This window comes from Pseudomonas sp. A, assembly GCF_056270345.1.
Genome location: NZ_CM149873.1, coordinates 1,920,764 through 1,944,514 on the forward strand (window position 1 = coordinate 1,920,764; position 23,751 = coordinate 1,944,514).

The window sequence follows — 23,751 nt, forward strand, 5'->3', positions numbered from 1 at the left end:
CCCTTACACTTGTTCACAGCCGGGTACTGTCATTTCTGGCATATACCTTGATCCTGCCTACAAACCCGATGTCCGCCATGAAACCTTTGCTGTATATCACTCCCTTGCGCGCCTTGCTGTTCGGTCTGACCCTGGCGCTGTTCGAACTGCTGACCTACCTCGCCAGCGACGCGGTCATGCCCGCCATGCCGGTGGTGGTTGGCGATCTTCAGGCCAGTCCCGAATACATTCCCCACGCCCTAAACCTCTACCTGCTGGGCGGGGTGCTGCTGCAATGGCTGATCGGCCCGCTGGCGGATCGCTATGGCCGGCGCCCCTTGCTGCTGGTCGGCTGCATCTTCTTCGGCCTGGCCTGCCTTGCAACCTTCTGGGCGCAGGACATCGGCCTGTTCAACCTGCTGCGCCTGCTGCAGGGCATCGGTCTGGGCTTCGTGGTCACGGTCAGCTATCCGGCGCTCAATGAGGCGTTCAGCGAGGCCGATGCGGTGCGCATGATGGCCCTGCTGGCCAATATCGCCCTGCTGTCGCCGCTGCTCGGCCCGCTGGTGGGTACCTTGATGCTGCAGTGGCTGGACTGGCGCTGGCTGTTCGTGGCGTTTGCCGCAGGCGCGGTGCTGTGCTGGTTGCTGCTCTACCGGCTGATGCCGGAAACCCTTGGCGTGGAGCGGCGCGACGGTTCGCGCCTGCCGTTTACGCCCATCCACCTGCTGCCGTTGCTGGCTGGCTACGGCCAGTTGCTGGGCAATCGGCGCTTCGTGGCCGGCAGTGCGGCGCTGGGGTTGGTGGGGCTGCCGCTGATTGGCTGGATCGGCCTGTCGCCAGTGTTGCTGATCCATGACGAAAGCCTGAGCACCCTGGAATACGCGCTGTGGCAGCTGCCGGTGTTCGGCGGGCTGATCATGGGCAACCTGATCATCAACCGCATCGCCGATCGCTACCCGCTGCCGGCACTGGTGCGCGGGGCCCTGTGGCCATACCTGGCGGGGCTGTCGCTGATGGTCGCGGCGACCTGGTATTGGCCGACGGTTCCCAGCGTGGTGGCCGGCATGTCGCTGTACGCGCTGGGCCTGGGCGTGGCCAACGCCGTGCTGTACCGCATGACGCTGTTCTCCAGCGAACAGAGCAAGGGCCTGGTATCGGCGATGCTGGGGATGATCACCATCGCCTTGCTGGGGCTGGGCGGCGCGGTGTTGGCGATGCTCGGCGCGGGTGCGAGCCTGATGCACTTTGCCGTGGCGGCGGGCGTGGCGGGGGCACTGGCGTTGTGGCCATTGTGGTTCGTGGTGGGCAGGCGTTCGGGGGAAGGGGCTGTCACTCAGTAAACCCGAGTCCTGTAGGAGCGGCCTTGCGCCGCGAAAGGGGCGCAGCGCGCCCCCTGCAATAGTCATGTGGACGCTCTGAATGCCGGGGCCGCTATGCGGCCCTTTCGCGGCACAAGGCCGCTCCTACAGGTCAGGGTTGCTCGGCGGTCGAGTTATTCACCGGCACCGGCTTTCCCCGACCAACCTCCTGCCGCCAGTGCAGGGCGATCAGCACCAGCGTCGGCACGCCGAGCAGCGCGGTGATCAGGAAGAAGTCGTGGTAGCCGAACTTCTCCACCATCACCCCGGAATAGCCACCGATCAGGCGCGGCAGCAACAGCATGATCGAGCTCAGCAGGGCGTACTGGGTGGCCGAGAACTTCAGGTTGGTCAGGCTCGACAGGTAGGCGACGAAGGCCGACGTGGCCAGCCCCGAGCTGAAGTTGTCCAGCGAAATGGTCACCACCAGCATTTCCAGGTTCGGGCCCATGTCGGCCAGCATCAGGAACAGGATGTTGGTCGCCGCCGAGGCCGCGCCGCCGATGAACAGGATCGGCAGGATGCCGAAACGCACGATCAGCAGGCCACCGGCACCGGCGCCGACCAGGGTCATGATCAGGCCGAAGATCTTGCTGACGCTGGCGATCTGGTCCTTGGTGAAGCCCATGTCGATATAGAACACGTTGGCCATCACGCCCATCACCGTGTCGGACATGCGGTAGGTGGCGATCAGCCCGAGCAGCAGCAGGGCCTGCCAGCGGTAGCGCGCGATGAAGTCGTTGACCGGTGTGAGCACCGGTGCCAGGCCGCGTCGGCCCAGGGACGACAGGCACGCCCAGGTCAGCAGCACGTAGAGGATCAGGCGCAGGAAGGCGCGGTCCTCGAGCAGCAGGTCGAGCATGGTCGAGTCGCCGAACACCACGCTGGCCCAGTCGGTGTTGAACAGCTGGGTGAAGCTGGCGGGCACCGAGACCAGCAGGATGATCAGCACGAACACCGAGGCCAGCTGGTGCATAAGCCCGTAGCGGGCCGCCGACAGCTGGGTGCGCAGGGGCACCGGCGGTTCGCGCATCACCAGGGTGGTGAACAGCGCGGGCAGCATCAGCACGCCGAACAGCACGTAGGTGCCGGTCCAGGCCTGGTGCAGGTAGCTGAATCCGGTGGAGCCGAACCACTCGGCGAAGAACAGCGCACCGGCGGTGGCGAGCAGGGCGGCAACCCGGTATCCGGCCATGTAGCTGGCGGCCAGGGCGGCCTGGCGCTGATCGTCGGCGATCTCCAGGCGGTAGGCGTCGACGGCAATGTCCTGGGTGGCGGAGGCGAAGGCCACCAGCACCGCCAGGGCAATCAGCCACGACAGGTGCTTCTGCGGGTCGCAGAAGCCCATGCCGATCAGCCCGAGCACCACCAGCACCTGGGACAACAGCAGCCACGAACGACGACGGCCCATGCCGCCGAGCAGCGGCAGGCGCCATTGGTCGAGCAGCGGCGACCAGACCCACTTGAAGGCGTACGCCAGGCCGATCAGGCTGGCATAGCCGATGGTCTCGCGCGCCACACCCGCCTCGCGCAGCCAGACCGAAAGCGTCGAGAACACCAGCATGTACGGCAGGCCGGCGGCGAATCCGAGCAGCAAAAGCACCAAAGTTGACGGGCTGGCATAGGCAGCGAGCGCAGCGCGCCAGGTTTTACGGGGCATGGGCCAACATCTGCCTCAAGGTTTGCGAAAACAAAGCGCGCACTCTAACCGCTGTGCTCCATTGGACGCCAGCCATGGCGCGCCATATCCACACGATTATTGGCCACATTCACCCCTTCTGCGCGTAGACGGGCGCGTTGTTCGTCGCCCGACGGCGTGCCCAGGGCCAGACTCAGCCGACCGCCGGCACCCAGCACCCGGTGCCAGGGCAGGCGGGTGTCCGCCGGCAACTGCCCGAGGGTACGCCCGACCCAGCGTGCGGCACGGCCGAGGCCGGCCAGTTCGGCCAGCTGCCCGTAGCTGACCACCTTGCCGGCGGGCACTTGGCCCAGCACCGAGTACAGTGCCATTCGTCGGGCCTCTGCGTCTTCCGGCGGGGAGGGTGGTGGCATGGACATCACGGGGTACCTGGCCTGCGGATGAAACCGGACAGGCGGTCCGGGCAAATGCGAGTGGAACTCATCGGCATGGTCTGGGTCTGTCCTTGCTCAGGTTGTCGGTATCTGGATAATGCCCGGCTTTTTCGTCGAATCGAACCCATATTGCGCTTATGTCTTCTAGAACCCTGCTTTGCCTCATCGCCGCGTCCCTCTGTACTCCCGTGCTCGCCGACACCGTGTGGATGAAGAACGGTGACCGCCTGAGCGGCAAGATCAAGGTCTTCGACGGCGGCAAGCTGCTGCTGGAGACGCCCTACGGCGGTTCGATCGCCCTGGACTGGAAACAGGTGAAGACGCTGGAGAGCGACCAGGAACTGCTGGTCAAGCAGGACGCCTACTCCGGCGAGAAGGCCAAGTCGCTCAAGGCCGCCGAACCGGGCAAGGTGACCCTGGCCAACGGCGATGCGCCGAAGACCGTCGAGTTGGCCAGCATCGAGCAGATCATGAAGCCACGGCCGGTGGTCGAGGACTTCCTGTGGAAGGGTAATGTCGATGTGGCCATGGACTACAAGCGCGCCGAGAACAATACCGACGACTACGACGTCAGCTTCAAGACCACCGCCCGCCACGGTCGTTGGCGGCACAACGCCGAGGGCGAGTACAACCGCGAGACCAAGGACGACGTCACCACCACCAACAACTGGAGCGCCGAGTACGCCCTGGACCGCTTCATCACCGAGAAGTGGTTCTGGCAGGGGCGCCTGGAGTACAAGCGCGACCATATCGAGGACCTGGCGCGCCAGCGTACCGTTGGTACCGGCCCAGGCTACCAGTTCTGGGATGACGAGCTGGGCGCGTTCTCGCTGGGTTCGCTGATCAACCGAACCGATTTCGAATACCGCGATGGCGGCAAGGACAACTTCTATTCCGCCGCGGTGAAGTGGGACTACAACCGCTACCTGATCGGCAAGAAGGTGGAGTTCTTCACCAATGGCGAGGTCGGCAAGCCGCTGGGCGGTGTGGCCGAGTACGCGCTGGATGCCGAGATGGGGCTGCGTTACAAGGTGACCGAGTGGGCTTCGCTCAACCTGAAGGCGGAGAAGGACCTGATCAAGGGCACCCGCGACAGCGACCTGGACAAGACCCGCTATACCGCCGGGTTTGGTGTTACCTGGTAAGTCGATCCGGTAAAGCGCTGTGCGTGCTCTTTGTAGGAGCGGCCTTGCGCCGCGAAAGGGCCGCAAGGCGGCCCCGGCGATGTCTGCCTCATCGCTGAGATCCTGGGGCTGCTATGCAGCCCTTTCGCGGCACAAGGCCGCTCCTACAGGGATATGCGTAGATCTAAACGGCAGCGGACCCAGTGGCAGCGGCGGGTGATAATGCTTATCTTGTCACCCATCCAGTCTGTCGCCAGGAGACTCTCCAGTGAGTACCAACGCCCTCCGCCCCGCCCGGGAACTGCTGCTCAAGGAATATCGTGGCGTTCTCTCGACCCACTCCAAGTCCATGCCCGGCTATCCCTTCGGCTCGGTGGTGCCTTATTGCCTGGACGCCGAGGGCCATCCGCTGATCCTCATCAGCCGTATCGCCCAGCACACCCACAACCTGCAGAAAGACCCCAAATGTTCGCTGCTGGTGGGCGAGCGCGATGCCGAGGACGTCCAGGCAGTCGGGCGCCTGACGGTGATGGCCGAGGCGCGCAAGCTGAGCGACGACGCGGCCATCGAGGCTGCCGCGGCCCGCTACTACCGGTACTTCCCTGAGTCGGCCAATTACCACAAGGCCCACGACTTCGATTTCTGGGTGCTCGAGCCGGTACGCCACCGCTACATCGGCGGTTTCGGTGCGATCCACTGGCTCGACCAGGTGACCCTGGCCAACCCGTTTGCGGGCGAGGCCGAAAAAAGCATGATCGAGCACATGAACGATGACCATGCCAATGCCATTGATCACTACGTAAAACTGGCGGGGTTGCCGCGCTCGGCGCACATGGTCGGCATCGACAGCGAGGGCATGCACCTGCGTATTGGCCAGGGCATTTACTGGCTGCCTTTCCCGTCTAGTTGCAATACGCCGACACAAGTCCGTGAGGCCTTGGTTTTGCTGGCGCGCGCTGACAAATGGCCGGATTCGACGCAGGTCGAGGGTTGAAAACAGGCGTCGAGGCATCCATCTGATGGTCTTACAGGAAGACTCTCTTCCGTCGAGGAACCCTTGATGCGTGCTTTTCTACTGCTGTTGTTGCTTTTCCCCGTGCTGGAGCTGTTCGTCTTCGTCAAGGTCAGCGCGGCCATCGGTTTCTTTCCGGCGCTGCTGTTGATCATCGCCGGTTCCGCCCTGGGTGTGCTGGTGATGCGTGTGGCCGGCCTGGCCACCGCCCTGCGTGCCCGGGCGAGCCTGCAGCGCGGCGAGCTGCCAGCTGAGGACATGTTCCAGGGCTTGATGCTCGCCGTCGGTGGTGGCCTGCTGCTGTTGCCAGGCTTCATCAGCGATGTGCTGGGTCTACTCTGTCTGCTGCCGTTCACCCGCCGCCTGGTGGCCGGCAAGCTGCGTCGCCGCGCCGAGGAACAGGCCCTGCGCCAGCGGGCGTTCCAGGATGACCCATTCCAGGCCCAGCCCCGCGATGGTGGCCATCGTCCGAACGTGATCGAGGGCGAGTACGAACGCCGCGACAAGTAACCCGCGAAAAGGTCTCGCAAGGCGTGGGAGCGGGCTTGCCCCGCGATGGGGCCGGTCGCCCTGATCGCGGGGCAAGCCCGCTCCCACGATGATTCTCACACCTTATGAAAATTTTTCTGTAGCAAGCCTTGTAATCGAATATCCCGGCCTCATGTATGTGTCACCGCAAGGTTTCTGGTGGCGACACCAGACATGACATAGGTGGTTCGCCCGGTGCGGGCCACGCCCGGCAACGCCGGATCGAATCAACCCGCCGGTGTCGACACCGGCCGATGAAAACCACAATTTGGGAGAGATCGACAATGAAGCTTCGTCCTCTGCATGACCGCGTCGTCATCCGTCGCAGCGAAGAAGAATCGAAAACCGCTGGCGGTATCGTCCTGCCGGGTTCGGCCGCTGAAAAACCAAACCGCGGCGAAGTCGTTGCCGTCGGCACCGGTCGTATCCTGGACAACGGCGAAGTACGCGCGCTGGCCGTGAAAGTGGGTGACAAAGTGGTTTTCGGCCCTTACTCGGGCAGCAACACCGTGAAAGTCGATGGCGAAGACCTGCTGGTCATGGCCGAGAACGAAATCCTGGCCGTTATCGAAGCCTGATTTCCCCCGACTTCCCGTTACTCCAAAGAATTCCAAGGATTAAACGATCATGGCTGCTAAAGACGTAAAATTCGGCGATTCCGCCCGTAAGAAAATGCTGGTTGGTGTCAACGTTCTGGCTGACGCGGTAAAAGCGACCCTGGGCCCGAAAGGCCGTAACGTGGTCCTGGCCAAGAGCTTCGGCGCGCCGACCATCACCAAGGACGGCGTTTCCGTCGCCAAAGAGATCGAGCTCAAGGACGCTTTCGAGAACATGGGCGCCCAGCTGGTCAAGGAAGTCGCTTCCAAGGCCAACGACGCTGCCGGTGACGGCACCACCACCGCTACCGTCCTGGCCCAGGCCATCGTCAACGAAGGCCTGAAAGCCGTCGCTGCCGGCATGAACCCGATGGACCTCAAGCGCGGTATCGACAAGGCCACTGCTGCCGTTGTTGCCGAACTGAAAAACCTGTCCAAGCCATGCGCCGACTCCAAGGCCATCGCCCAGGTCGGCACCATCTCCGCCAACTCCGACAACTCCATCGGTGAAATCATCGCCGAAGCCATGGAAAAAGTCGGTAAAGAAGGCGTGATCACCGTTGAAGAAGGCTCGGGCCTGGAAAACGAACTGTCCGTCGTAGAAGGCATGCAGTTTGACCGTGGCTACCTGTCGCCGTACTTCGTCAACAAGCCGGACACCATGGTTGCGGAGCTTGAAGGCGCGCTGCTGCTGCTGGTCGACAAGAAGATCTCCAACATCCGTGAGCTGCTGCCAGTACTGGAAGCCGTTGCCAAGGCCGGCCGTCCGCTGCTGATCGTTGCCGAGGACGTCGAAGGCGAGGCCCTGGCCACCCTGGTGGTCAACAACATGCGCGGCATCGTCAAGGTTGCCGCGGTCAAGGCCCCGGGCTTCGGCGACCGCCGCAAGGCCATGCTGCAGGACATCGCCGTCCTGACCGGCGCTACCGTGATCTCCGAAGAGATCGGCCTGTCCCTGGAAACCGCCACCCTGGAGCACCTGGGTAACGCCAAGCGCGTGATCCTGTCCAAGGAAAACACCACCATCATCGACGGTGCTGGCCAAGAGTCCGACATCCAGGCTCGCGTCACCCAGATCCGCGCCCAGGTTGCCGACACCACTTCGGACTACGACCGTGAGAAGCTGCAAGAGCGTCTGGCCAAGCTGGCTGGCGGTGTTGCCGTGATCAAGGTCGGTGCCGGCACCGAAGTCGAGATGAAAGAGAAGAAAGCCCGCGTCGAAGACGCCCTGCACGCTACCCGTGCAGCCGTCGAAGAAGGCGTGGTGCCTGGCGGTGGCGTTGCCCTGGTGCGCGCCCTGGAAGCCATCAAGGACCTCAAAGGCGACAACGAAGAGCAGAACGTCGGTATCGCCCTGCTGCGCCGTGCTGTTGAAGCGCCACTGCGCCAGATCACTGCCAACGCCGGCGACGAGCCAAGCGTTGTCGCTGACAAGGTCAAGCAAGGTTCGGGCAACTTCGGTTACAACGCCGCCACCGGCGAGTACGGCGACATGATCGAAATGGGCATCCTGGACCCGGCCAAGGTTACCCGTTCGGCGCTGCAAGCTGCCGCTTCGATCGGTGGCCTGATGATCACCACCGAAGCTATGATCGCTGACGCTCCCGTAGAAGCCTCTGCTGGTGGCGGCATGCCAGACATGGGCGGTATGGGTGGCATGGGTGGCATGGGCGGCATGATGTAAGCCAGCCTTACCCCCTGCACCAAGGAAAGCCCCGGTTCGCGAGAGCCGGGGCTTTTTCATTTACCTCGAGGTGCAGTGGGGCTGCTTTGCAGCCCTTTCGCGGCACAAGGCCGCTCCTACAGGAAATCGCATTATCCTGTAGGAGCGGCCTTGTGCCGCGAAAGGGCCGCAAAGCGGCCCCGGCGATACAACACCAGGTAATACGACCCCAGCCCGATCAACCAGCAGAACACCGCCGTCCACACGTTGTGCGACAGGAAATGCGCGCCCTGCATCATCCGTCCGACTGACAGCACCGAGCCGGCCACGAAGGCTACCGCCAGCGCCACCCGCGCCAGGCGCGGACGCCGGTCGCGCAGCATGAAGAACAGGCCGAACAGACAGAACCCGGTCGCGGCGTGTCCACCCGGCCAGCACAGTCCGGGCTTGTCGGTGGCCGGGCGTGGCTCCAGCAGCTTGCTGTAGGTCTCCTTGCCGCCGAACTGGGTCAGGCTCCACGGGCATTGCACCTGGGTCACCTTCTTCAGCGGCGTGACGAAGGCGGTCGACAGCCCCAGCGCCAACACCAGGCAACCCAGCTCGCGGCGCCAGCCCAGCAGCCGCTGCCAGACGAAACTCAGGGCGAAGCCGACCACGGCCAGCAGCCCGAAGACGATCACGCCCTGCTTGACCCGGTCATGCAGGATGGTCTCCAGCAGGTAGCTGTGGCGACCGATGAACTGACTGGCAACCGGGTCGTAGAACAGGTTGGCCACGTCCATATCCAGCGATGTCCATTCAAGCAGGACCAAGGCCACGGCGGTGACGAAAGGAATGCCCAGGTACAGCCACGGGTTGATCGGGCGAGGGCGCACGGATACCTGCATGGTGACTCCAGAAGATGGAAAAGACCGTGCATTGTCGGGTGCCCGCTATCCTGTGTGCGTGAATGATCGGTGAAAAAACTGTCAAGTTCGGTGATTTCTAGCCAGGGCATGGCACCATGCAGGCATTGGCCGTAAGCTGCGCCTGCCGCGTCCGGCGAAGCGCCGCACAGGAGACCTCGATGCGCATTCTTTTGGTTGAAGACAACCGCGATATTCTGGCCAACCTGGCCGACTACCTCGGCATGAAGGGCTACACCGTCGACTGTGCCCAGGATGGCCTGTCCGGCCTGCATCTGGCCGCGACCGAACACTACGACCTGATCGTGCTCGACATCATGTTGCCCGGCATCGATGGCTACACGCTGTGCAAGCGCCTGCGCGAGGATGCTCGTCGTGACACGCCGGTGATCATGCTCACCGCCCGCGACCAGCTGGACGACCGTCTGCAAGGCTTCCGCTCGGGTGCGGACGACTACCTGCTCAAGCCGTTCGCGCTGTCCGAGCTGGCGGCGCGTATCGAGGCGGTGCTGCGTCGCGCCCAGGGCGGTGGCCGGCGTACCCTGCAGGTCGCCGACCTGAGCTATGACCTCGATACCCTGGAGGTGACCCGCCAGGGGCGCCTGCTCAAGCTCAACCCGGTCGGCCTCAAGTTGCTGGCCGTGCTGATGCAGAAGAGCCCCCATGTGTTGCGTCGCGAAGTGCTCGAGGAAGCGCTGTGGGGCGACGACTGCCCGGACAGCGACAGCCTGCGCAGTCACGTCCACCAGTTGCGCCAGGTGATCGACAAACCGTTCGACAAGCCCCTGCTGCATACCGTCCATGGCGTCGGCTATCGCCTCGCCGAGGGCCGCGATGGAGTTTAAGCAGAGCCTTGCCCAGCGCATCATCATCGCTTTCGCGCTGATGAGCGCGCTGGTGGCCGGGGCCTTCGCCTTCGGCATCGTCGCCACGGTACACCTGGTCGAGGAACGCTTGATCTCGTCGGTGCTCGGTGGCGACCTGCAGCGCCTGCTGCGCATGGACAGCGTCAGTGACTGGAGCCACCGGCCACGCCCCGACCAGCTGTTCTATTTCAGCGGCGGGCGCGATGACTTCGAGTTGCCCAAGGACCTGCGTCACCTGGAGGCGGGTTTCCACGAGGTGTTTCGCGACCAGCTGTCGTACCATGCCATGGTCGAGATCGTCGACGGTCGGCGCTATGTGCTGTTGCAGGACCAGAGCGATTTCGAGGAGCGTGAACGGGTACTGTTCGCCGTGGTGGTGGTCGGCTTCGTGCTCAGCCTGGCCCTGGCGGTGATCCTCGGCTGGTTGCTGGCACGAAGGGTGATGGCGCCGGTGATCCGCCTGGCGCGCCAGGTGCGTCACCGTGACCAGTTGCTGGGGCTGGCGCCGCCGTTGGCGCCGGACTACGCGGCGGACGAGGTCGGCCAGCTGGCCGTTGCCTTCGACGATACCCTGGGGCGCCTGCGCGATGCCCTGACCCGCGAGCGGCTGTTCACCAGTGACGTCAGCCATGAGCTGCGCACACCGTTGATGGTCCTGGCGACCTCGTGCGAGCTGTTGATGGAAAACCCCGGCCTCGATGGGCGGGCGCGCAGCCAGGTCGAACGTATTGCCCGGGCAACCGAGGAAATGCGCGAACTGGTGAAGACCTTCCTGATGCTGGCCCGTGCCCAGCGCGATGAAGGTGCCGTCGCTTCACGGGCAAGCTTGCGCGAGGTGGGCGACGATCTGATCGGCGTATGGCGCGACACCATCGAGCAGAAGGGGCTGGCGCTTTACTACGATGGTCGGGTCAGTGCCAGCCCGGTGCTGTACAACGCCACGTTCCTGCAGTCGGTGATGGGTAACCTGCTGCGCAATGCGGCGCACTACACCGACAGCGGTTACATTCGCCTTAGCCTGGAGGCCAATGGCTTCAGTGTCGAGGACAGTGGCGTGGGGATTCCGGAGGAGCAGCGCGAGGCGATGTTCCGGCCGTTCGTGCGTGGCGACGAGCGCCGTGGCGAGGGCCTGGGCCTGGGCTTGTCGCTGGTGCAACGCATCTGTGACGACCAGGGCTGGCGCGTAACCCTGACCGCGACGCTTCCCCATGGCTGCCGCTTCCAGGTCGACCTGAGCCAGGGCACGAAAGTGGTGCAGGACGGTGAAGGCCGGGATGGGCTATTGGATCCTGATTAACGTCCTGTAACACCTGCATTGGTCGCTGACAGATTTTTCACACGGACATGACCTGATTCCAACGCTTGCCTGCCTAAGGTGAGCGCACTGGAGTCAGGAGATGTCCAATGCGTAGCCCCATCAAACTCGAATTCTCGGACAAGTACGACCGCAACCACGCCCGGGAATACTTCCTCAAGCATCAGGATGGCCTGGCTCGACGCCTTTCCCACCAGCGTGACGAGCAACTGGCCCGCCGCGCCCTGGCGCTGGCCGGTGAGCCTGGCCTGGTGCTCGACCTGCCCTGCGGTGCCGGGCGGTTCTGGCCGCTGCTGGCGGAAAAGGCCAACCGCGTGATCATCGGTGCCGACAATTCGGCGGCGATGATCGAGACAGCCTGTGCGTCACAACCGCCAGAGGTGGTTGCGCGGGTACGTCCCTTGCAGACTTCCGCGTTCGCTATCGACCTGCCGGACAACGCGGTCGACAGCATCTTTTGCATGCGCCTGTTTCACCATATCGGTGATCCGGCTCATCGAAAGACGATTCTTTCGGAGTTTCAACGGGTTAGCCGCGACAGCGTGATCCTTTCACTGTGGGTCGATGGCAATTTCAAGGCCTGGCGCCGCCGCAAGCTCGAAGCCAGGCGCAGTGCCCGGGCCGCGCAGGACAGCTATCAGAACCGTTTCGTGTTACCGGCGGCTACAGTTGAAGAAGAATTTGTGTCAGCGGGATTCAGAATTCAGGAACGACTCGACTTCCTGCCGTTCTATGCCATGTGGCGAGTGTACGTATTGCGCAAGGGGTAATGAGTGATGGCGGTAGCCCAGAATCAGTCCAGGCAGTTCGATTACTACTGGCAGCAGCAGGGGGAGTGGGTCGAGGAGCCCAACCAGCGGCGTGGCGGCGAGAGTGGCGTGCAGCGCCTGAGCGACGGTGATGGGCATCTGCTGTATGCCAAACGCCAGGTCGGGCACATCTACCGCAGCCTGCTGCATCCGTTCGGGCGCCCCACGGTGCTGCGCGAACTCGATGCGCTGAACAGTTTCGAGCAACTGGGTGTGCGGGTACCGCGGATTGTCTATGCCGGGGCCGAGCGGGACGCGGATCATCAGTGGCGGGCCTTACTGGTCAGCGAGGCGCTCGATGGTTTCGTCGACCTCGATGCCTGGCATGCCGCCGGGGCCCGCGAGCATTACCCGCAGGCGGTGCACGAGCGCATGCTCAAGGATCTGGCCGACAACCTGGCGCGCATGCACCTGGGGCATTGGCAGCATGGCTGCCTGTACGGCAAGCATGTGTTCGTCAAGGTGCTGGGCGAGGGGGAACAGGCGCGGGTGGAAGTGGCGTTGCTGGACCTGGAGAAGTGCCGGCGGCGGATCAGTTGCCAGCGGGCGGCCTATAACGACCTGCGGCAGTTGCGCCGCCACTCGTCGTTCAACGAGGCGGAATGGCAGACCTTGCTCTATTTTTACCAAATGGCGTTTGGCAGCGCGGTCAAAGGTTTAGAGCAATGAAACTAGAAATCGCTCGAGCTTTGTTCCTGGTCGCGGCGTTGGCGGTGACCACGGCGGCGGCGGCGGCCTGGGAACAGCCGCGGCCTACGGTGTTCAGCAAGGCTGAGGTCGGTGGGGTGTGTCCGTTGCCACGGGTGGCCAAGGTGGAGCAGGGGCGGGCTGAGCCGGATCATGATCTTCTGTTGTTCTTGTTTGGGATGAGGCAGGGGTTGCGGCCGTTTGGTTGACGTGGGTTTTGTGTTTTTGCGCCAGGGGTTTATTTATGAATCTCTGGCGTTTGTTTATTTGGGTTTTATAGTTGGTTGGTTGGTTGGTTGGTTGGTGTTTGTTTTTGAAGTTGTATGCGCATTCATTTGCGATGTCGACGCTTATTCACCTTTCCGCCCTTACGGCGGGTTACTTTGGTCTTGGCCAAAGTAACCAAAGCCGCTGCGCTCCATTCATCCGGCCCTACGCTTCGCTCCGGGTTCCCTCACTCCGGCCTTGCTCCCGGGAGGACCGCGCTGCAGGGCCCATCCTGGGCCCCAGCGCTTGACGGGCATCCATGCCCGTCACCTCCCTGCGCAAGACCTGCGTTCGGCCTCCTGAAGTCGCGAAGTTACGAGCGGCGCCTGGACTGGCGCAGCTGTCGCTAGTTGAAAGCTTAATTAATCTCTCGATCGCATCGCGGGGCAAGCCCGCTCCCACGCAGATGATTCAGCTTGGTGCGGGAATAACGTGGGAGCGGGCTTGCCCCGCGATAGGCTGGAACAGCCAATATATAACTAACTGTCAAACAGTCATCTTCAGACTTCCTGCTCTTGCTTCTAAGCGCGCGATAGCTCAGGCAACACCAATTGCGACTTCAGGAGGCCGAGCGGAGTTCTTGCGGAGGGAGGTGACGGGCATGGATGCCCGTCAAGCGCTGCGCCCCAGGATGGGGCGTTCAGCGCGGTCCTCCTGGGAGCAAGAACGGAGCGAGGGGACCCCGGAGCGCAGCGTAGGGGCCGGATGAACGGAGCGGAACGGTTTTGCCTACTTTTCCCTAGAGAAAAGTAGGTCGCCGTAAAGGCGAAAAGGTGACTAAATGTCGATATCGTCTACGAATGCGCATACAAAACCAAAACAATCACCCACGAACACCACCCCCTCCCTTATGCGCCAAAACACTATAAATACAAGGCAAAACAAACAACGTAAACAACGTCCCAACCGACATCCCGGTAGCAATCACCATCCCGATATCAAACCGACTCACCGCCCCGGCCCCAGAGGCCAAAATCAGGGGCACCATGCCAAACACCATGGCCGCCGTGGTCATCAGCACCGGCCGCAGGCGAATCGCGGCAGCCTCCTCGATCGCCTCACGTACTCCAAGCCCCCGCTCATCCCGTAGCTGATTGGCAAACTCGACAATGAGAATCCCATGCTTGGTGATCAGCCCGATCAGGGTCACCAAACCCACCTGGGTATAGATGTTCATGCTCGAAACCCCCAGGAACAACGGCAACAACGCCCCGCAGATCGACAACGGCACCGTCACCAGAATCACCAGCGGATCCCGAAAACTCTCGAACTGCGCCGCCAGCACCAGAAAGATGATCGCCAGCGCCAGGCCGAAGGTCACCCACAACGCGCTGCCTTCCTGGACGAACTGCCGCGCCGTCCCGGCATAGTCCAGCGAGAACCCCTCGGGCGCCTCCTCGCGGGCGATGGCGCGCACGGTCTCCAGCGCCTCGCCCATGCTCACCAGCGGCACGCCCTGGATGATCGCCGAGTTCAACTGCTGGAACTGGTTGAGCTGGCGCGGCCGGGCGCGGTCGCTGAGGGTGATCAGGGTCGCGAGCGGCAGCAATTGCCCCTGCTCGTTCTTCACGTAGTAGTTGTTCAGCCAGCCAGGGTTGGCCCGGTACGGGCGTTCGACCTGGGCGATGACCTTGTAGCTGCGGCCCTCCAGGGTGAAGCGGTTGATCTCGGCCTCGCCCAGCAAGGTCGCCAGGGTGCTGCCCAGGGTGTCCATCGACACACCCATCTGCGCCGCCTTGGCACGGTCGATGTCGATCACCACCTCGGGCTTGTCGAAGGCCAGGTCGATGTCGAGGAAGGCGAACTTGCCCGACGCCTGGGCGCGCTCCTTGACCTTCTGGGCCACCTCCAGCAGGGCCGGGTAGTCACCGGCGGTGTTGATCACCAGCTGGAACGGCAGACCCTCGCCAGTGCCGGGCAGCGACGGCAGGTTGAAGCCGAAGATCTGCAGCCCGCCGATCTGCTCAAGCTCGGCCTGCACCAGCGGCAACAGCTGCATCTGCGTGCGCTCGCGCTCGTTCCAGGGCTTGAGCAGGAAGCCACCGATCCCGCTCTGCACACCGTTGAAACCGTTGATCTGGAACGACGAATAGTACTCGGGGAAGCGCTTGAAGATCGGCGTGAACTGGTCAGTGTAGGCGTTGAGGTAGTCCAGGTTGGCGGTCTGCGGCGAGCTGCTCATCATGAAGATCACCCCCTGGTCCTCCTCCGGCGCCAGTTCGTTGCGGGTGAACATCAGCAATACCGGGATCAGGCACAGGATCAGCACGGCGAATACCAGCACCACCGGGCGGCTGTTCAGGGTGCCGTGCAGCAGGCGCTGGTAGCGTACCTTGAGCGCGTCGAAGATCAGGTCCAGGCGGTGCGCCAGGCCACTGGGGTTCTGCTCGTGACGCAGCAGCAGGGCGCACATCATCGGCGACAGGGTGAGGGCGACGATGCCGGAAATGACCACCGCCCCGGCCAGGGTCAGGGCGAACTCCTTGAACAAGGCACCGGTCAGCCCGGTGAGAAAGCCGATGGGTGCGTACACCGCGGCCAGGGTGATGGTCATAGACACCACCGGCAGGGCGATTTCGCGGGCACCTTCCAGGGCCGCGTCGAAGGGCGTCTTGCCCTCCTCGATATGACGGTGAATGTTTTCCACCACCACGATCGCGTCGTCCACCACCAGGCCGATGGCCAGCACCATGGCCAGCAGCGTCAGCAGGTTCAGGGAGTAGCCCATCATCTGCATGAAGAACAGCACGCCGATCATCGACAGCGGGATGGTCACCACCGGGATCACCACCGAGCGCAGGGCGCCGAGGAACAGGAACACCACGACGATGACGATCAGCACCGCTTCGCCGAGGGTCTTGATCACCTCGTCGATGGAGGCCTGGATGAACAGGGTGGCGTCATAGGCGATGGATACCTTGAGGCTCGAAGGCAGCTCCTCTTCCAGTTGCGGCATGATCCGCCGCACCTCCTTGATCACCTCCAGCGGGTTGGCCGCCGGCGTGGCCTTGATGCCGATGTACACCGATGGCGTGCCGTCGAACGAACTGACCGTGTCGTAGTTTTCCGCGCCCATTTCCACCCGTGCCACGTCGCCCAGCAGCACCCGGCTGTCGCCGCTGGTCTTGACCGGCAGGGCGGCGAAGGCCTCGGCGGATTTCAGCTCGGTGGTGGCGTTGATGCTGGTGACCACGTACTCGCCCTTCACCTCGCCGGCGGCGGAGAGGAAGTTGTAGCGGCGTACGGCGTTGGTCACGTCCACCGCCGACAGGCCGAAGCCGGCCAGCTTCACCGGGTCGATCCAGATGCGCATGGCGAACACCTGGTTGCCGAGGATCTCGGCCTCGGCCATGCCTGGCAAGGTGGCCAGCTTGGGCTGGATGACCCTGGACAGGTAGTCGGTGATCTGCGGGTTGCTCATCTCGTTGCTGTAGAAGCTGATGTACATCAGCGCCGAGGCATCGGCGGCTTCCTTGCTCAGTACCGGGTCCTCGGAGTCCTGGGGCAGCTTGTTGCGCACCTCGTTGGCCTTGGCCAGCAACTGGGTGAACAGGCGGTCGGTGTCGGCGCCGATCCGCGCATAGACCGAAATGATCGAGAAGTTCTGTCGGCTCACCGAGGTCATGTAGTCGATGCCGTCGGCGCTGGCCAGGCTCTGCTGCAAGGGCTGGGTGATGTAACCCTGGATGGTCTCGGCATTGGCCCCGGGGTAGGCGGTGGTCACGGTGATCAGGGCGTTTTCCATCTGCGGGTACTGGCGGATCTGCAGCTTGCTCCAGGCCTGCAGGCCGAGCAGCAGGATCAGCAGGCTGACCACGCAAGCCAACACCGGGCGGCGGATGAACGGGTCGGTGAACGCCATGGCCGCCTCCCGTTCACTTCGCGCCGGGCGCGGCGGGCTTGAGGGCGCTGTCGGCGCTGATGCGGATCGCCGCGCCGGGCGTCAGCTTGAGCTGGCCGGCGGTGACCACCTGATCGCCGGCCTGCAGCCCCTTGAGCACCACGACCCAACCCTCGCGACGCTCGCCGGTCTGTACGGTGAGCTGCTCGGCGATCAATTGCGGCTGGCCGTTGGCGTCGCGCTGGGGCTGGCCGTCCTCGCCCTTTTTCTCGCTGACCCGGTACACCGAGTTGCCGTAGAGGGTGTAGGTGATGGCGTTCTCCGGCACCACCACCAGCGGCTGCGGGTCGGGCAACAGTACTTGCAGGCTGGCGAACATGCCCGGCAGCAGCTTGCCCTCGGGGTTGGCCAGGGTGGCGCGGACCAGCAGGTTGCGGGTGCTTTCCTCGACCTTGGGGTTGATCGCGCTGAGGCTGGCGGGGAAGGTCTGGTCGGGGTAGGCGGCCACCTGTGCCAGCACCCGCTGGCCGAGGCTCAGGTGCGGCAGCGCCTGCTCGGGCACATTGAAGTCGACATAGAGGCTGGACAGGTCCTGCAGGGTGGCGATCACCGTGCCGCTGGCCAGGTAGGCGCCGACATCCACCTGGCGGATGCCGATGGTGCCGCTGAACGGGGCGCTGATGCTCTTTTTCGCCAGCGAGGCCTTGAGTTGTTCGACCACCGCCTGGTTGCGCCGGTACTGGGTGGTCAGGCGGTCGAACTCGCCGCGGGAGATGGCCGAATCACCGACCAGCTGGCTGCCTCGGCCAAAGTCGACCTTGGCCAGCCCCAGGTCGGCCTGGGCGGTGCCGAGCAGGGCGGTTTCCTGGTCGCTGTCCAGTTGCAGCAACAACTGGCCGGCCTTCACCTGTTGCCCGGACTCGAAGTGCAGCGACTTCACCGTGCCGGCGACTTCCAGGCTCAGCTCCACGCCCTGATAGGCCTTGAGGCTGCCGACCGCCGGCAGGCGCTCCTGCCACTGGCGCAGCTCGGCCTGGGCCGCGGCCACGCTCACCGGCGGCCGGGGCTGCGAGAACATCTGCACCTGCTGGTAGATGGAAAAGGCCTTGATGCCCCCCAGGATCAACACGATCAGCAGGACGACGGCCAACATGATCAGCATGCGGCGGCGCAACATGGTCCGGTTCCCTGGATGTGGGTTATCTATTTGTCGGGCACGACCACGGGCGATCCGGCCCACGTGCAGTGGGGGAAAGTATTGTCGGTTTTCTGGAAAAGGGGAGGGATAAACTTGCGCCGGCCAAATCGCGGGGCAAGCCCGCTCCCACACTAACTCAGGTCGAGGCTGCGTGGGAGCGGCGGTGCGCCGATGCGACTTGCCCCGCGATAGTCTCTACAGCCAATCAGACCAGGTGCAGGTGGTTATCCCAGAAGCCTGAAGGCAGGTTCATCGGCTGGCCGATCAGCTCCGCCTTGCGGCAATCGTAGAATCGGCAACGTCCCTGCCCGGAGGTAACGACGAAGCCATCCTTCACCGCCCCGACCCCGGCGCAATCTGGCATCGGCGCGTCGAGCTTCACCGCGCCGCTGTCCAGGTCCCAGATGAACAGGCGATTGGCCCGTGGCGCGGTCAGTGCCACCAGGCGCAGGTCGCTGTGAATCGCGACGCTGGCAGTGTACTGGGCCATCGACTGCAGCTGACGCTCCGGCACCGGGAAGGCCTTGAACGGCTCGCCCGGACGCTTGATCGCCAGCAGCTCGGCGGTCTCCTCGGCGCCACCCATGAACTGCTGGCAGGCGGCGATGGTGCCATCGTCGCCCACCGCCAGGTGGCGCACGCTGTTCATCTGCTGGGCCAGGGTCTCCTTGCTCAGCAGGGTGCCGTCGCGCTGCATCAGCACCAGGCTCGGCTGCATGGCGTCGAGGTTCATCTCTACCCGGCTTTCGGCCTCGGTGCGGATACCGCCGTTGGCCACCACCAGGGTCTCGCCATCGGGCAGCCAGGCCACTTCGTGGGGGCCGATGCCGTGGGTGGAAAGCTCGCCGCTGTGCACCAGGCGTTCGCCTTCGAAACGGTAGACGCCCAGTACGCCGCGACCGGGGTCGCTGGTGTCGTTCTCGGTGGTGTACAGCCACTCACCGTCCTTGTGGATCACCGCATGGCCGTAGAAGTGTCGCTGCGGTTGCGAGGCGAGGGTCTGCAGCAGCCGGCCGTCGCGCAGGTCGACCAGGTAGCTCTCGGTACCGGGCCGGCGCGCGACGAACAAGGCGATCGGCAGCGTCGGGTGGTTGATGATCGCATGGCAACGCTGGGCCACCTGGGTGCTGAACACCTGGGTGCCGTCCAGGCGAAAGCCCACGGCGTAGTGCTTGCCGTCGCCGTCGTCGCGCGCCGACAGCAGCAAGGGTTCGCTGCCTTTGCCACGGAACAGGCTCCAGCCGCCCAGGGTCAGGGCGCTGAGCAACACGCTACCGAGTTTCAGGGCCTGGCGTCGCAGCATGATCAGTCACCGTCGTTGGCATTGAAGCCCAGCTGGATGTTCAACGCCTTGGCCAGCTCGCCCTCGTGCAGGCGGTGGACGACGTTGAGCGCGTCGTAGATCTGGTTGAGGGTCTGCTTGCCGGCGTCGTCGGCAAGCAGCTCGCCCAGGGTCTTCTGGTTGTCGGCCAGCAGTTTGATCGCCGCAGCGTAGGCGTTGTCGATCTTTTGCGCCAGTGCCGTCTGGTCCTTGCCCAGCAGGCCGCGCAGGCCCTGGTTGTCGACCCCGACCCAGACCGTCTGGGCGGCTTTGAGCGAGGCTTCCAGGCTCTTGATCGAAGAGTGGCTGCGCCAGGCTTCGGCCTGCAGCGGCTGCGCGATGCCCTTGCTCTGCCGGCCCATCGGTGCGCCGAGCTTCTTCTTCAGGGTATCCAGGGCGGTGACCTGGGCACGCAGCAGGTCGGCGATCGCCTCGTGGGAATCGGCGTAGCGCTGGTTGGGGAACTTGGTCATCTGCGACAGCATGCCGTCGGTGCTGTTCCAGCCCTTGAGGATTTCCTCGGCGAGGGCCTTCTGGTGTTCGCCGATGGCCACCAGCAGTGGGCAGTAGCGAGCTTTCTGCTCGGCGCTGGCGATGTCCGGCTTGCTGTCGAACAGGATGTATTCGTAGGCCGACAGGCCACGCACCACGACGCTGGCCTTGCCCAGCGACTCGGTGGTGACAGGCTGCTCGCCGCTGACCAGTTGCTCGACCTGGCGACCGACCAGGTTCTTCTTGTCCGGCCAGAACTGCACCTGCCAGGGGCGGTTGCCCTCGGCCAGCGGGCCGACCAGCAATGGCTGCAGCTCTGCCCAGGCCTTCTGCGCGTTGAGGAAGTCGGCGCGGGCGGTCTCCAGGGACTGTTTGCCTTCGCAGTAGGCCAGGGCGCTGGCGGCCAGCTGCCGGTCGGCCTCGACCCAGCGGCTGTAGGTCGGCAGGATCACCTGTTTGGCGATGGCCGCGGAGGTCACCGCCTGCGGGTCTTGCGGCGAACAGGCGCCGAGGGCGAGTGCGGCAAGGCTGGTGAACAACAGTTTGGGTCGGAACATGCCCGGCTCCTTGTGCGGTTTAAAGGGAATTCAGGAACGCCAGCAGCGCGGCGCGCTGCTCGGCATTGAAGGTCAGTACGTGATCGCGCGCCGCCTGGGCCTCGCCACCGTGCCAGAGCACGGCTTCGAGCAGATTGCGGGCGCGGCCGTCGTGGAGGAACTGGCTGTGGCCGCTGACGGTTTCGCTCAGGCCGATGCCCCACAATGGCGGGGTGCGCCAGTCCTGGCCGTTGGCGGCGAACTCGGTGCGCTCGTCGCTAAGGCCCGGGCCCATGTCGTGCAGTAGCAGGTCGCTGTAGGGGCGGATCACCTGGCCGGCCAGTTCCGGCTCGGCCGCATCGGCGGCAGTGGTGAACTGTGGCGTGTGGCAGCCCTGGCAGCCGGCCTGGTAGAACAGGTTCTTGCCCGCCAGCACCTGCGGCGCATCGACGTTGCGCCGGGCCGGCACGGCGAGGTTGCGGGTGTAGAAGGTGACCAGGCGCAGGATGTTGTCGCTGACTTCCTTCTCGCCGCCCTGGCCGTCGCCATTGGGTGCGGCCAGGCAATCGGCCTGCGCCGCCGTGCAGTCGTCCTTTGGCAGCAGGGTGGTGGTCAGGCCCATGTCGCCGGCGAGGGCGTGCACGTTCTGCTGGTTGACGTTGGGCTGCCCGGCCTTCCAGCCGAAGCGGCCGACCACGGTCTTGCCCTGGGCGTCGTCCCAGACCCGGTTGGCGCGGCCGCGGATGCCGTCGCGGTTGAGGTCGTCCGGATCCTCGTTGGCCAGCAGGTCGGCTTCGGGGATGGCTTCGAGCAGGCCCAGGCCGATCATCGGCGGGGCGACCCGGGCCGAGAAGCGGGTGTCCGGGTGCAGCGGGCCGTAGCCGAGCTGGCTGATCTGCAGGGTCGGGCGGCGCAGTTCGACCTGGTGGCCGTCCTTGAAGGTGACGCTGTGGTTGTCGTAGCCCACCCGTACCTTGCCTTCCGGGGCCACGCCGGGGATGGCCATGTCCTGCAGCTGGGTGCCGTAGACCGGTTCGGGGACCACGCCCAAACGCTCGATCTCGCGGGCGTAGTAGGGCTGGTCGGGGATCGACAGGCGCACCAGCATCGACACCGCGTTGCTGTCGTCCGGCTCCGGCGGATGGCCGCGACCGTCACGCACATGGCAGTTCTGGCAGGCGTTGGTGTTGAACAACGGGCCGAGGCCGTCGCGGGCGGTGGTGGTGGACGGGGCGATCACCCAGGGGTTGCGAAAGAAGCTGTTGCCCACGGCGAAATCCAGGCGCCGCTCGGGTGTGAGGTTGGCCGAGGGCAGGGAATAGGCGTTGCGGTCGCTGCGTTGCACCGTGGCCTTGCCGCCGGAGAGGGCTTCGCCGGGCTCGGCCTGGGTGAAACGCGGAGCGTCGTCACAGGCGGCGAGGGCGAAGGCCAGCAGCAGGGGGCTTAGGCGGAGCAAGGACATCGAGGATCCTGGGCATGGGCGAAAAACCGGCGTGCAAGCTTATCAGGCCAGGGATGTTTGAATAAGAGCAATTTGCAATTGCTGGATGAAATCGATGTCAGTTGGCCTATCGGTAGGAGCGGCCTTGTGCCGCGAAAGGGCCGCGAAGCGGCCCCGGGATTTCGGAGCTGATGCAGAAACTGCCGGGGCTGCGTTGCAGCCCTTTCGCGGCACAAGGCCGCTCCTACAAGGGGGCGGTGGTGTTGCTGGAAGACAAAAAGGCGGCCCGAAGGCCGCCTCTGCTGAACCATGACGCTGATCAGAACTCGTGATCGGCGGTATCCGGGTTCAGGTTGTCGATGCCCAGCTTGCCCGCGGCCTGCTCGATCGCGCCGGTCTGCTTGACCAGCGAGGCGATGGCGTCACGCACGATCTGGTTGCCGGCGGCGTTGTCGGCGGCGATCAGCTGGTCGTAGTGCTCGCCCTTGAGGGCGTGATCGACGATCACCTGGATCTTGGCCTCGGTGGCTTCCAGGTCGGCCTTGAGGGTGGCGTCGGTGGCCGGGTCGGCCTTGGCCACCAGCGACGACAGGCTCGGGCCGCTCAGCTTGGTACCGTCGACACGGGTGTACTCGCCCAGGTAGACGTTGCGGATGCCCTTGGCGTCGTAGAAGTGCGAGTAGTGGGTGTTGTCGCTGAAGCAGTCGTGCTCGTCTTCCGGCGAGTTGGCTTCCAGCGAGACCTTCATGCGCTCGCCGGCCAGCTCGCCCAGCGACAGGCTGCCCATGCCGAACAGCATCTTGCGCAGGCCGTCGTTGGCCGGCTCGCCCTCGAGGGTGGCGCGGTAGTTGTCGGCGACGTTCGGCGCCCAGTTGCCGACCATCTCCTCGAGGTCCTTGACCAGCAGGTCGGTGACCGCCTTCAGGTAGGCGCGGCGACGGTCGTTGTGGCCGCCCGTGGCACCCTTGCCTTCCAGGTAGTCGGAAGCCGGACGGTTGCCCGCGCCTGGGCCTGTGCCATTGAGGTCCTGGCCCCAGAGCAGGAACTCGATGGCATGGTAGCCGGTGGCGACGTTGGCTTCGGAGCCGCCCAGCTCGTTGAGGGTGGCGAGCTTCTCGGGGGTGATGTCCTTGACGTCGATCTTGTCTTCGCCGACCTGTATCTCGGTGTTGGCGATGATGTTGGCGTTGGCCGCCGGGTTGCCCAGGGCGTGCTCGTAGCTCTTGTCGACGTAGTCGATCAGGCCTTCGTCCAGGGGCCAGGCGTTCACCTGGCCTTCCCAGTCGTCGATGATGGTGTTGCCGAAGCGGAACACTTCGCTCTGCAGGTACGGCACGCGCGAGGCGACCCAGGCATCACGGGCGGCCTTCAGGGTCTGGTCGTTGGGCTTGGCCAGGAACGCGTCGACGGCGGTCTGCAGTTGCTTGGCGGTGCTCAGCGAGTCGCTGTACACGGCATGGACCATGTCGGCGTAGTGCTTGACCACGGCCTTGGCGGCCGCTTCATCGACAGCCCCCGGCGCCGCGGCGGTGGTGCTGGCGGCGGCAGGTGCCTGGGCTTGCGGTGCGGCGGCCTTGTCGTCCTTGCCTTCGCCGCAACCGGCGAGGGCGATGGCGATGGCCAGCAGACTGGCGGAGGCCAGAGGCATTCGAATCATTGTGGTTTCCTGCGTCGTGTGGTTGGACCAAGGGTGGACCGTGCGCCGTGGCACGCGAAACCGCCACATCATGCGAAAGA

Annotated in this window: 20 protein-coding genes; 11 read left to right on the forward strand and 9 right to left on the reverse strand. The window is 64.4% G+C overall.

The window, feature by feature from the left end; all coding sequences use genetic code 11:
• Positions 1–77: 77 nt before the first annotated feature.
• Positions 78–1,322, forward strand: a complete 1,245-nt coding sequence (locus AC0MAZ_RS08710) for an MFS transporter (protein WP_475860873.1) — start codon at positions 78–80, stop codon at positions 1,320–1,322.
• Positions 1,323–1,452: 130 nt separating this feature from the next.
• On the opposite strand, the gene AC0MAZ_RS08715 is transcribed toward AC0MAZ_RS08710, so the two are convergent.
• A complete protein-coding gene (locus AC0MAZ_RS08715) occupies positions 1,453–3,000 on the reverse strand; it encodes an AmpG family muropeptide MFS transporter (protein WP_203647893.1) in 1,548 nt (515 codons plus the stop codon).
• 44 nt (positions 3,001–3,044) lie between these two features.
• A complete protein-coding gene (locus tag AC0MAZ_RS08720; protein WP_110739830.1) occupies positions 3,045–3,398 on the reverse strand; it encodes an MGMT family protein in 354 nt (117 codons plus the stop codon).
• Between the two features lie 152 nt (positions 3,399–3,550).
• On the opposite strand from AC0MAZ_RS08720, the gene AC0MAZ_RS08725 reads away from it, so the two are divergent.
• From AC0MAZ_RS08725 to groL, 5 genes are all read left to right on the forward strand, one after another.
• A complete protein-coding gene (locus tag AC0MAZ_RS08725) occupies positions 3,551–4,558 on the forward strand; it encodes a DUF481 domain-containing protein (RefSeq protein WP_234563059.1) in 1,008 nt (335 codons plus the stop codon).
• Between the two features lie 247 nt (positions 4,559–4,805).
• On the forward strand, positions 4,806–5,531 hold the full coding sequence (locus AC0MAZ_RS08730; RefSeq protein ID WP_232854660.1) for a HugZ family pyridoxamine 5'-phosphate oxidase: 726 nt from the start codon (positions 4,806–4,808) through the stop codon (positions 5,529–5,531).
• A 66-nt stretch (positions 5,532–5,597) separates the two neighbouring features.
• Entirely contained in the window at positions 5,598–6,059 is a 462-nt protein-coding gene (locus tag AC0MAZ_RS08735; protein ID WP_232854659.1) for an FxsA family protein, read from the forward strand.
• Positions 6,060–6,361: 302 nt separating this feature from the next.
• Positions 6,362–6,655: a co-chaperone GroES gene (locus tag AC0MAZ_RS08740; RefSeq protein ID WP_028689692.1), complete on the forward strand. Its 294-nt coding sequence runs from the start codon at positions 6,362–6,364 to the stop codon at positions 6,653–6,655.
• Between the two features lie 49 nt (positions 6,656–6,704).
• The gene (groL, locus tag AC0MAZ_RS08745) at positions 6,705–8,357 is read left to right on the forward strand and encodes a chaperonin GroEL (protein ID WP_203647890.1); all 1,653 of its coding nucleotides are present in this window, start codon (positions 6,705–6,707) and stop codon (positions 8,355–8,357) included.
• Between the two features lie 131 nt (positions 8,358–8,488).
• On the opposite strand, the gene AC0MAZ_RS08750 is transcribed toward groL, so the two are convergent.
• Positions 8,489–9,223: a phosphatase PAP2 family protein gene (locus tag AC0MAZ_RS08750; RefSeq protein WP_203647889.1), complete on the reverse strand. Its 735-nt coding sequence runs from the start codon at positions 9,221–9,223 to the stop codon at positions 8,489–8,491.
• Between the two features lie 179 nt (positions 9,224–9,402).
• Here AC0MAZ_RS08750 and colR point away from each other — a divergent pair, with 179 nt between their 5' ends.
• From colR to AC0MAZ_RS08775, 5 genes are all read left to right on the forward strand, one after another.
• On the forward strand, positions 9,403–10,086 hold the full coding sequence (gene colR / locus AC0MAZ_RS08755; RefSeq protein ID WP_028689695.1) for a two-component system response regulator ColR: 684 nt from the start codon (positions 9,403–9,405) through the stop codon (positions 10,084–10,086).
• Complete coding sequence (locus AC0MAZ_RS08760) at positions 10,076–11,404, forward strand: sensor histidine kinase (RefSeq protein ID WP_254464487.1); 1,329 nt, start codon at positions 10,076–10,078, stop codon at positions 11,402–11,404. Before colR ends, AC0MAZ_RS08760 begins: the two co-directional genes overlap by 11 nt.
• 107 nt (positions 11,405–11,511) lie before the next feature.
• On the forward strand, positions 11,512–12,192 hold the full coding sequence (locus AC0MAZ_RS08765; protein WP_050703871.1) for a class I SAM-dependent methyltransferase: 681 nt from the start codon (positions 11,512–11,514) through the stop codon (positions 12,190–12,192).
• A 6-nt stretch (positions 12,193–12,198) separates the two neighbouring features.
• Complete coding sequence (locus tag AC0MAZ_RS08770; protein WP_203647888.1) at positions 12,199–12,900, forward strand: lipopolysaccharide kinase InaA family protein; 702 nt, start codon at positions 12,199–12,201, stop codon at positions 12,898–12,900.
• A complete protein-coding gene (locus AC0MAZ_RS08775; RefSeq protein WP_028689699.1) occupies positions 12,897–13,127 on the forward strand; it encodes a hypothetical protein in 231 nt (76 codons plus the stop codon). Before AC0MAZ_RS08770 ends, AC0MAZ_RS08775 begins: the two co-directional genes overlap by 4 nt.
• An 881-nt stretch (positions 13,128–14,008) precedes the next feature.
• On the opposite strand, the gene AC0MAZ_RS08780 is transcribed toward AC0MAZ_RS08775, so the two are convergent.
• From AC0MAZ_RS08780 to AC0MAZ_RS08805, 6 genes are all read right to left on the reverse strand, one after another.
• Entirely contained in the window at positions 14,009–17,047 is a 3,039-nt protein-coding gene (locus AC0MAZ_RS08780) for a multidrug efflux RND transporter permease subunit (RefSeq protein WP_203647887.1), read from the reverse strand.
• Between the two features lie 13 nt (positions 17,048–17,060).
• Positions 17,061–18,203, reverse strand: coding sequence for an efflux RND transporter periplasmic adaptor subunit (locus AC0MAZ_RS08785; RefSeq protein WP_254464485.1), 1,143 nt, complete (start codon positions 18,201–18,203; stop codon positions 17,061–17,063).
• Between the two features lie 226 nt (positions 18,204–18,429).
• Positions 18,430–19,527, reverse strand: coding sequence for a DUF1513 domain-containing protein (locus AC0MAZ_RS08790; RefSeq protein WP_234562683.1), 1,098 nt, complete (start codon positions 19,525–19,527; stop codon positions 18,430–18,432).
• Between the two features lie 2 nt (positions 19,528–19,529).
• Positions 19,530–20,594 (reverse strand): imelysin family protein, encoded by a 1,065-nt coding sequence (locus tag AC0MAZ_RS08795; RefSeq protein WP_234562682.1) that lies wholly within the window; start codon positions 20,592–20,594, stop codon positions 19,530–19,532.
• Positions 20,595–20,613: 19 nt separating this feature from the next.
• Positions 20,614–22,035, reverse strand: coding sequence for a di-heme oxidoreductase family protein (locus AC0MAZ_RS08800; protein WP_475860874.1), 1,422 nt, complete (start codon positions 22,033–22,035; stop codon positions 20,614–20,616).
• A gap of 298 nt (positions 22,036–22,333) precedes the next feature.
• Positions 22,334–23,671: an imelysin family protein gene (locus tag AC0MAZ_RS08805; RefSeq protein WP_050703879.1), complete on the reverse strand. Its 1,338-nt coding sequence runs from the start codon at positions 23,669–23,671 to the stop codon at positions 22,334–22,336.
• Positions 23,672–23,751 lie beyond the last annotated feature (80 nt).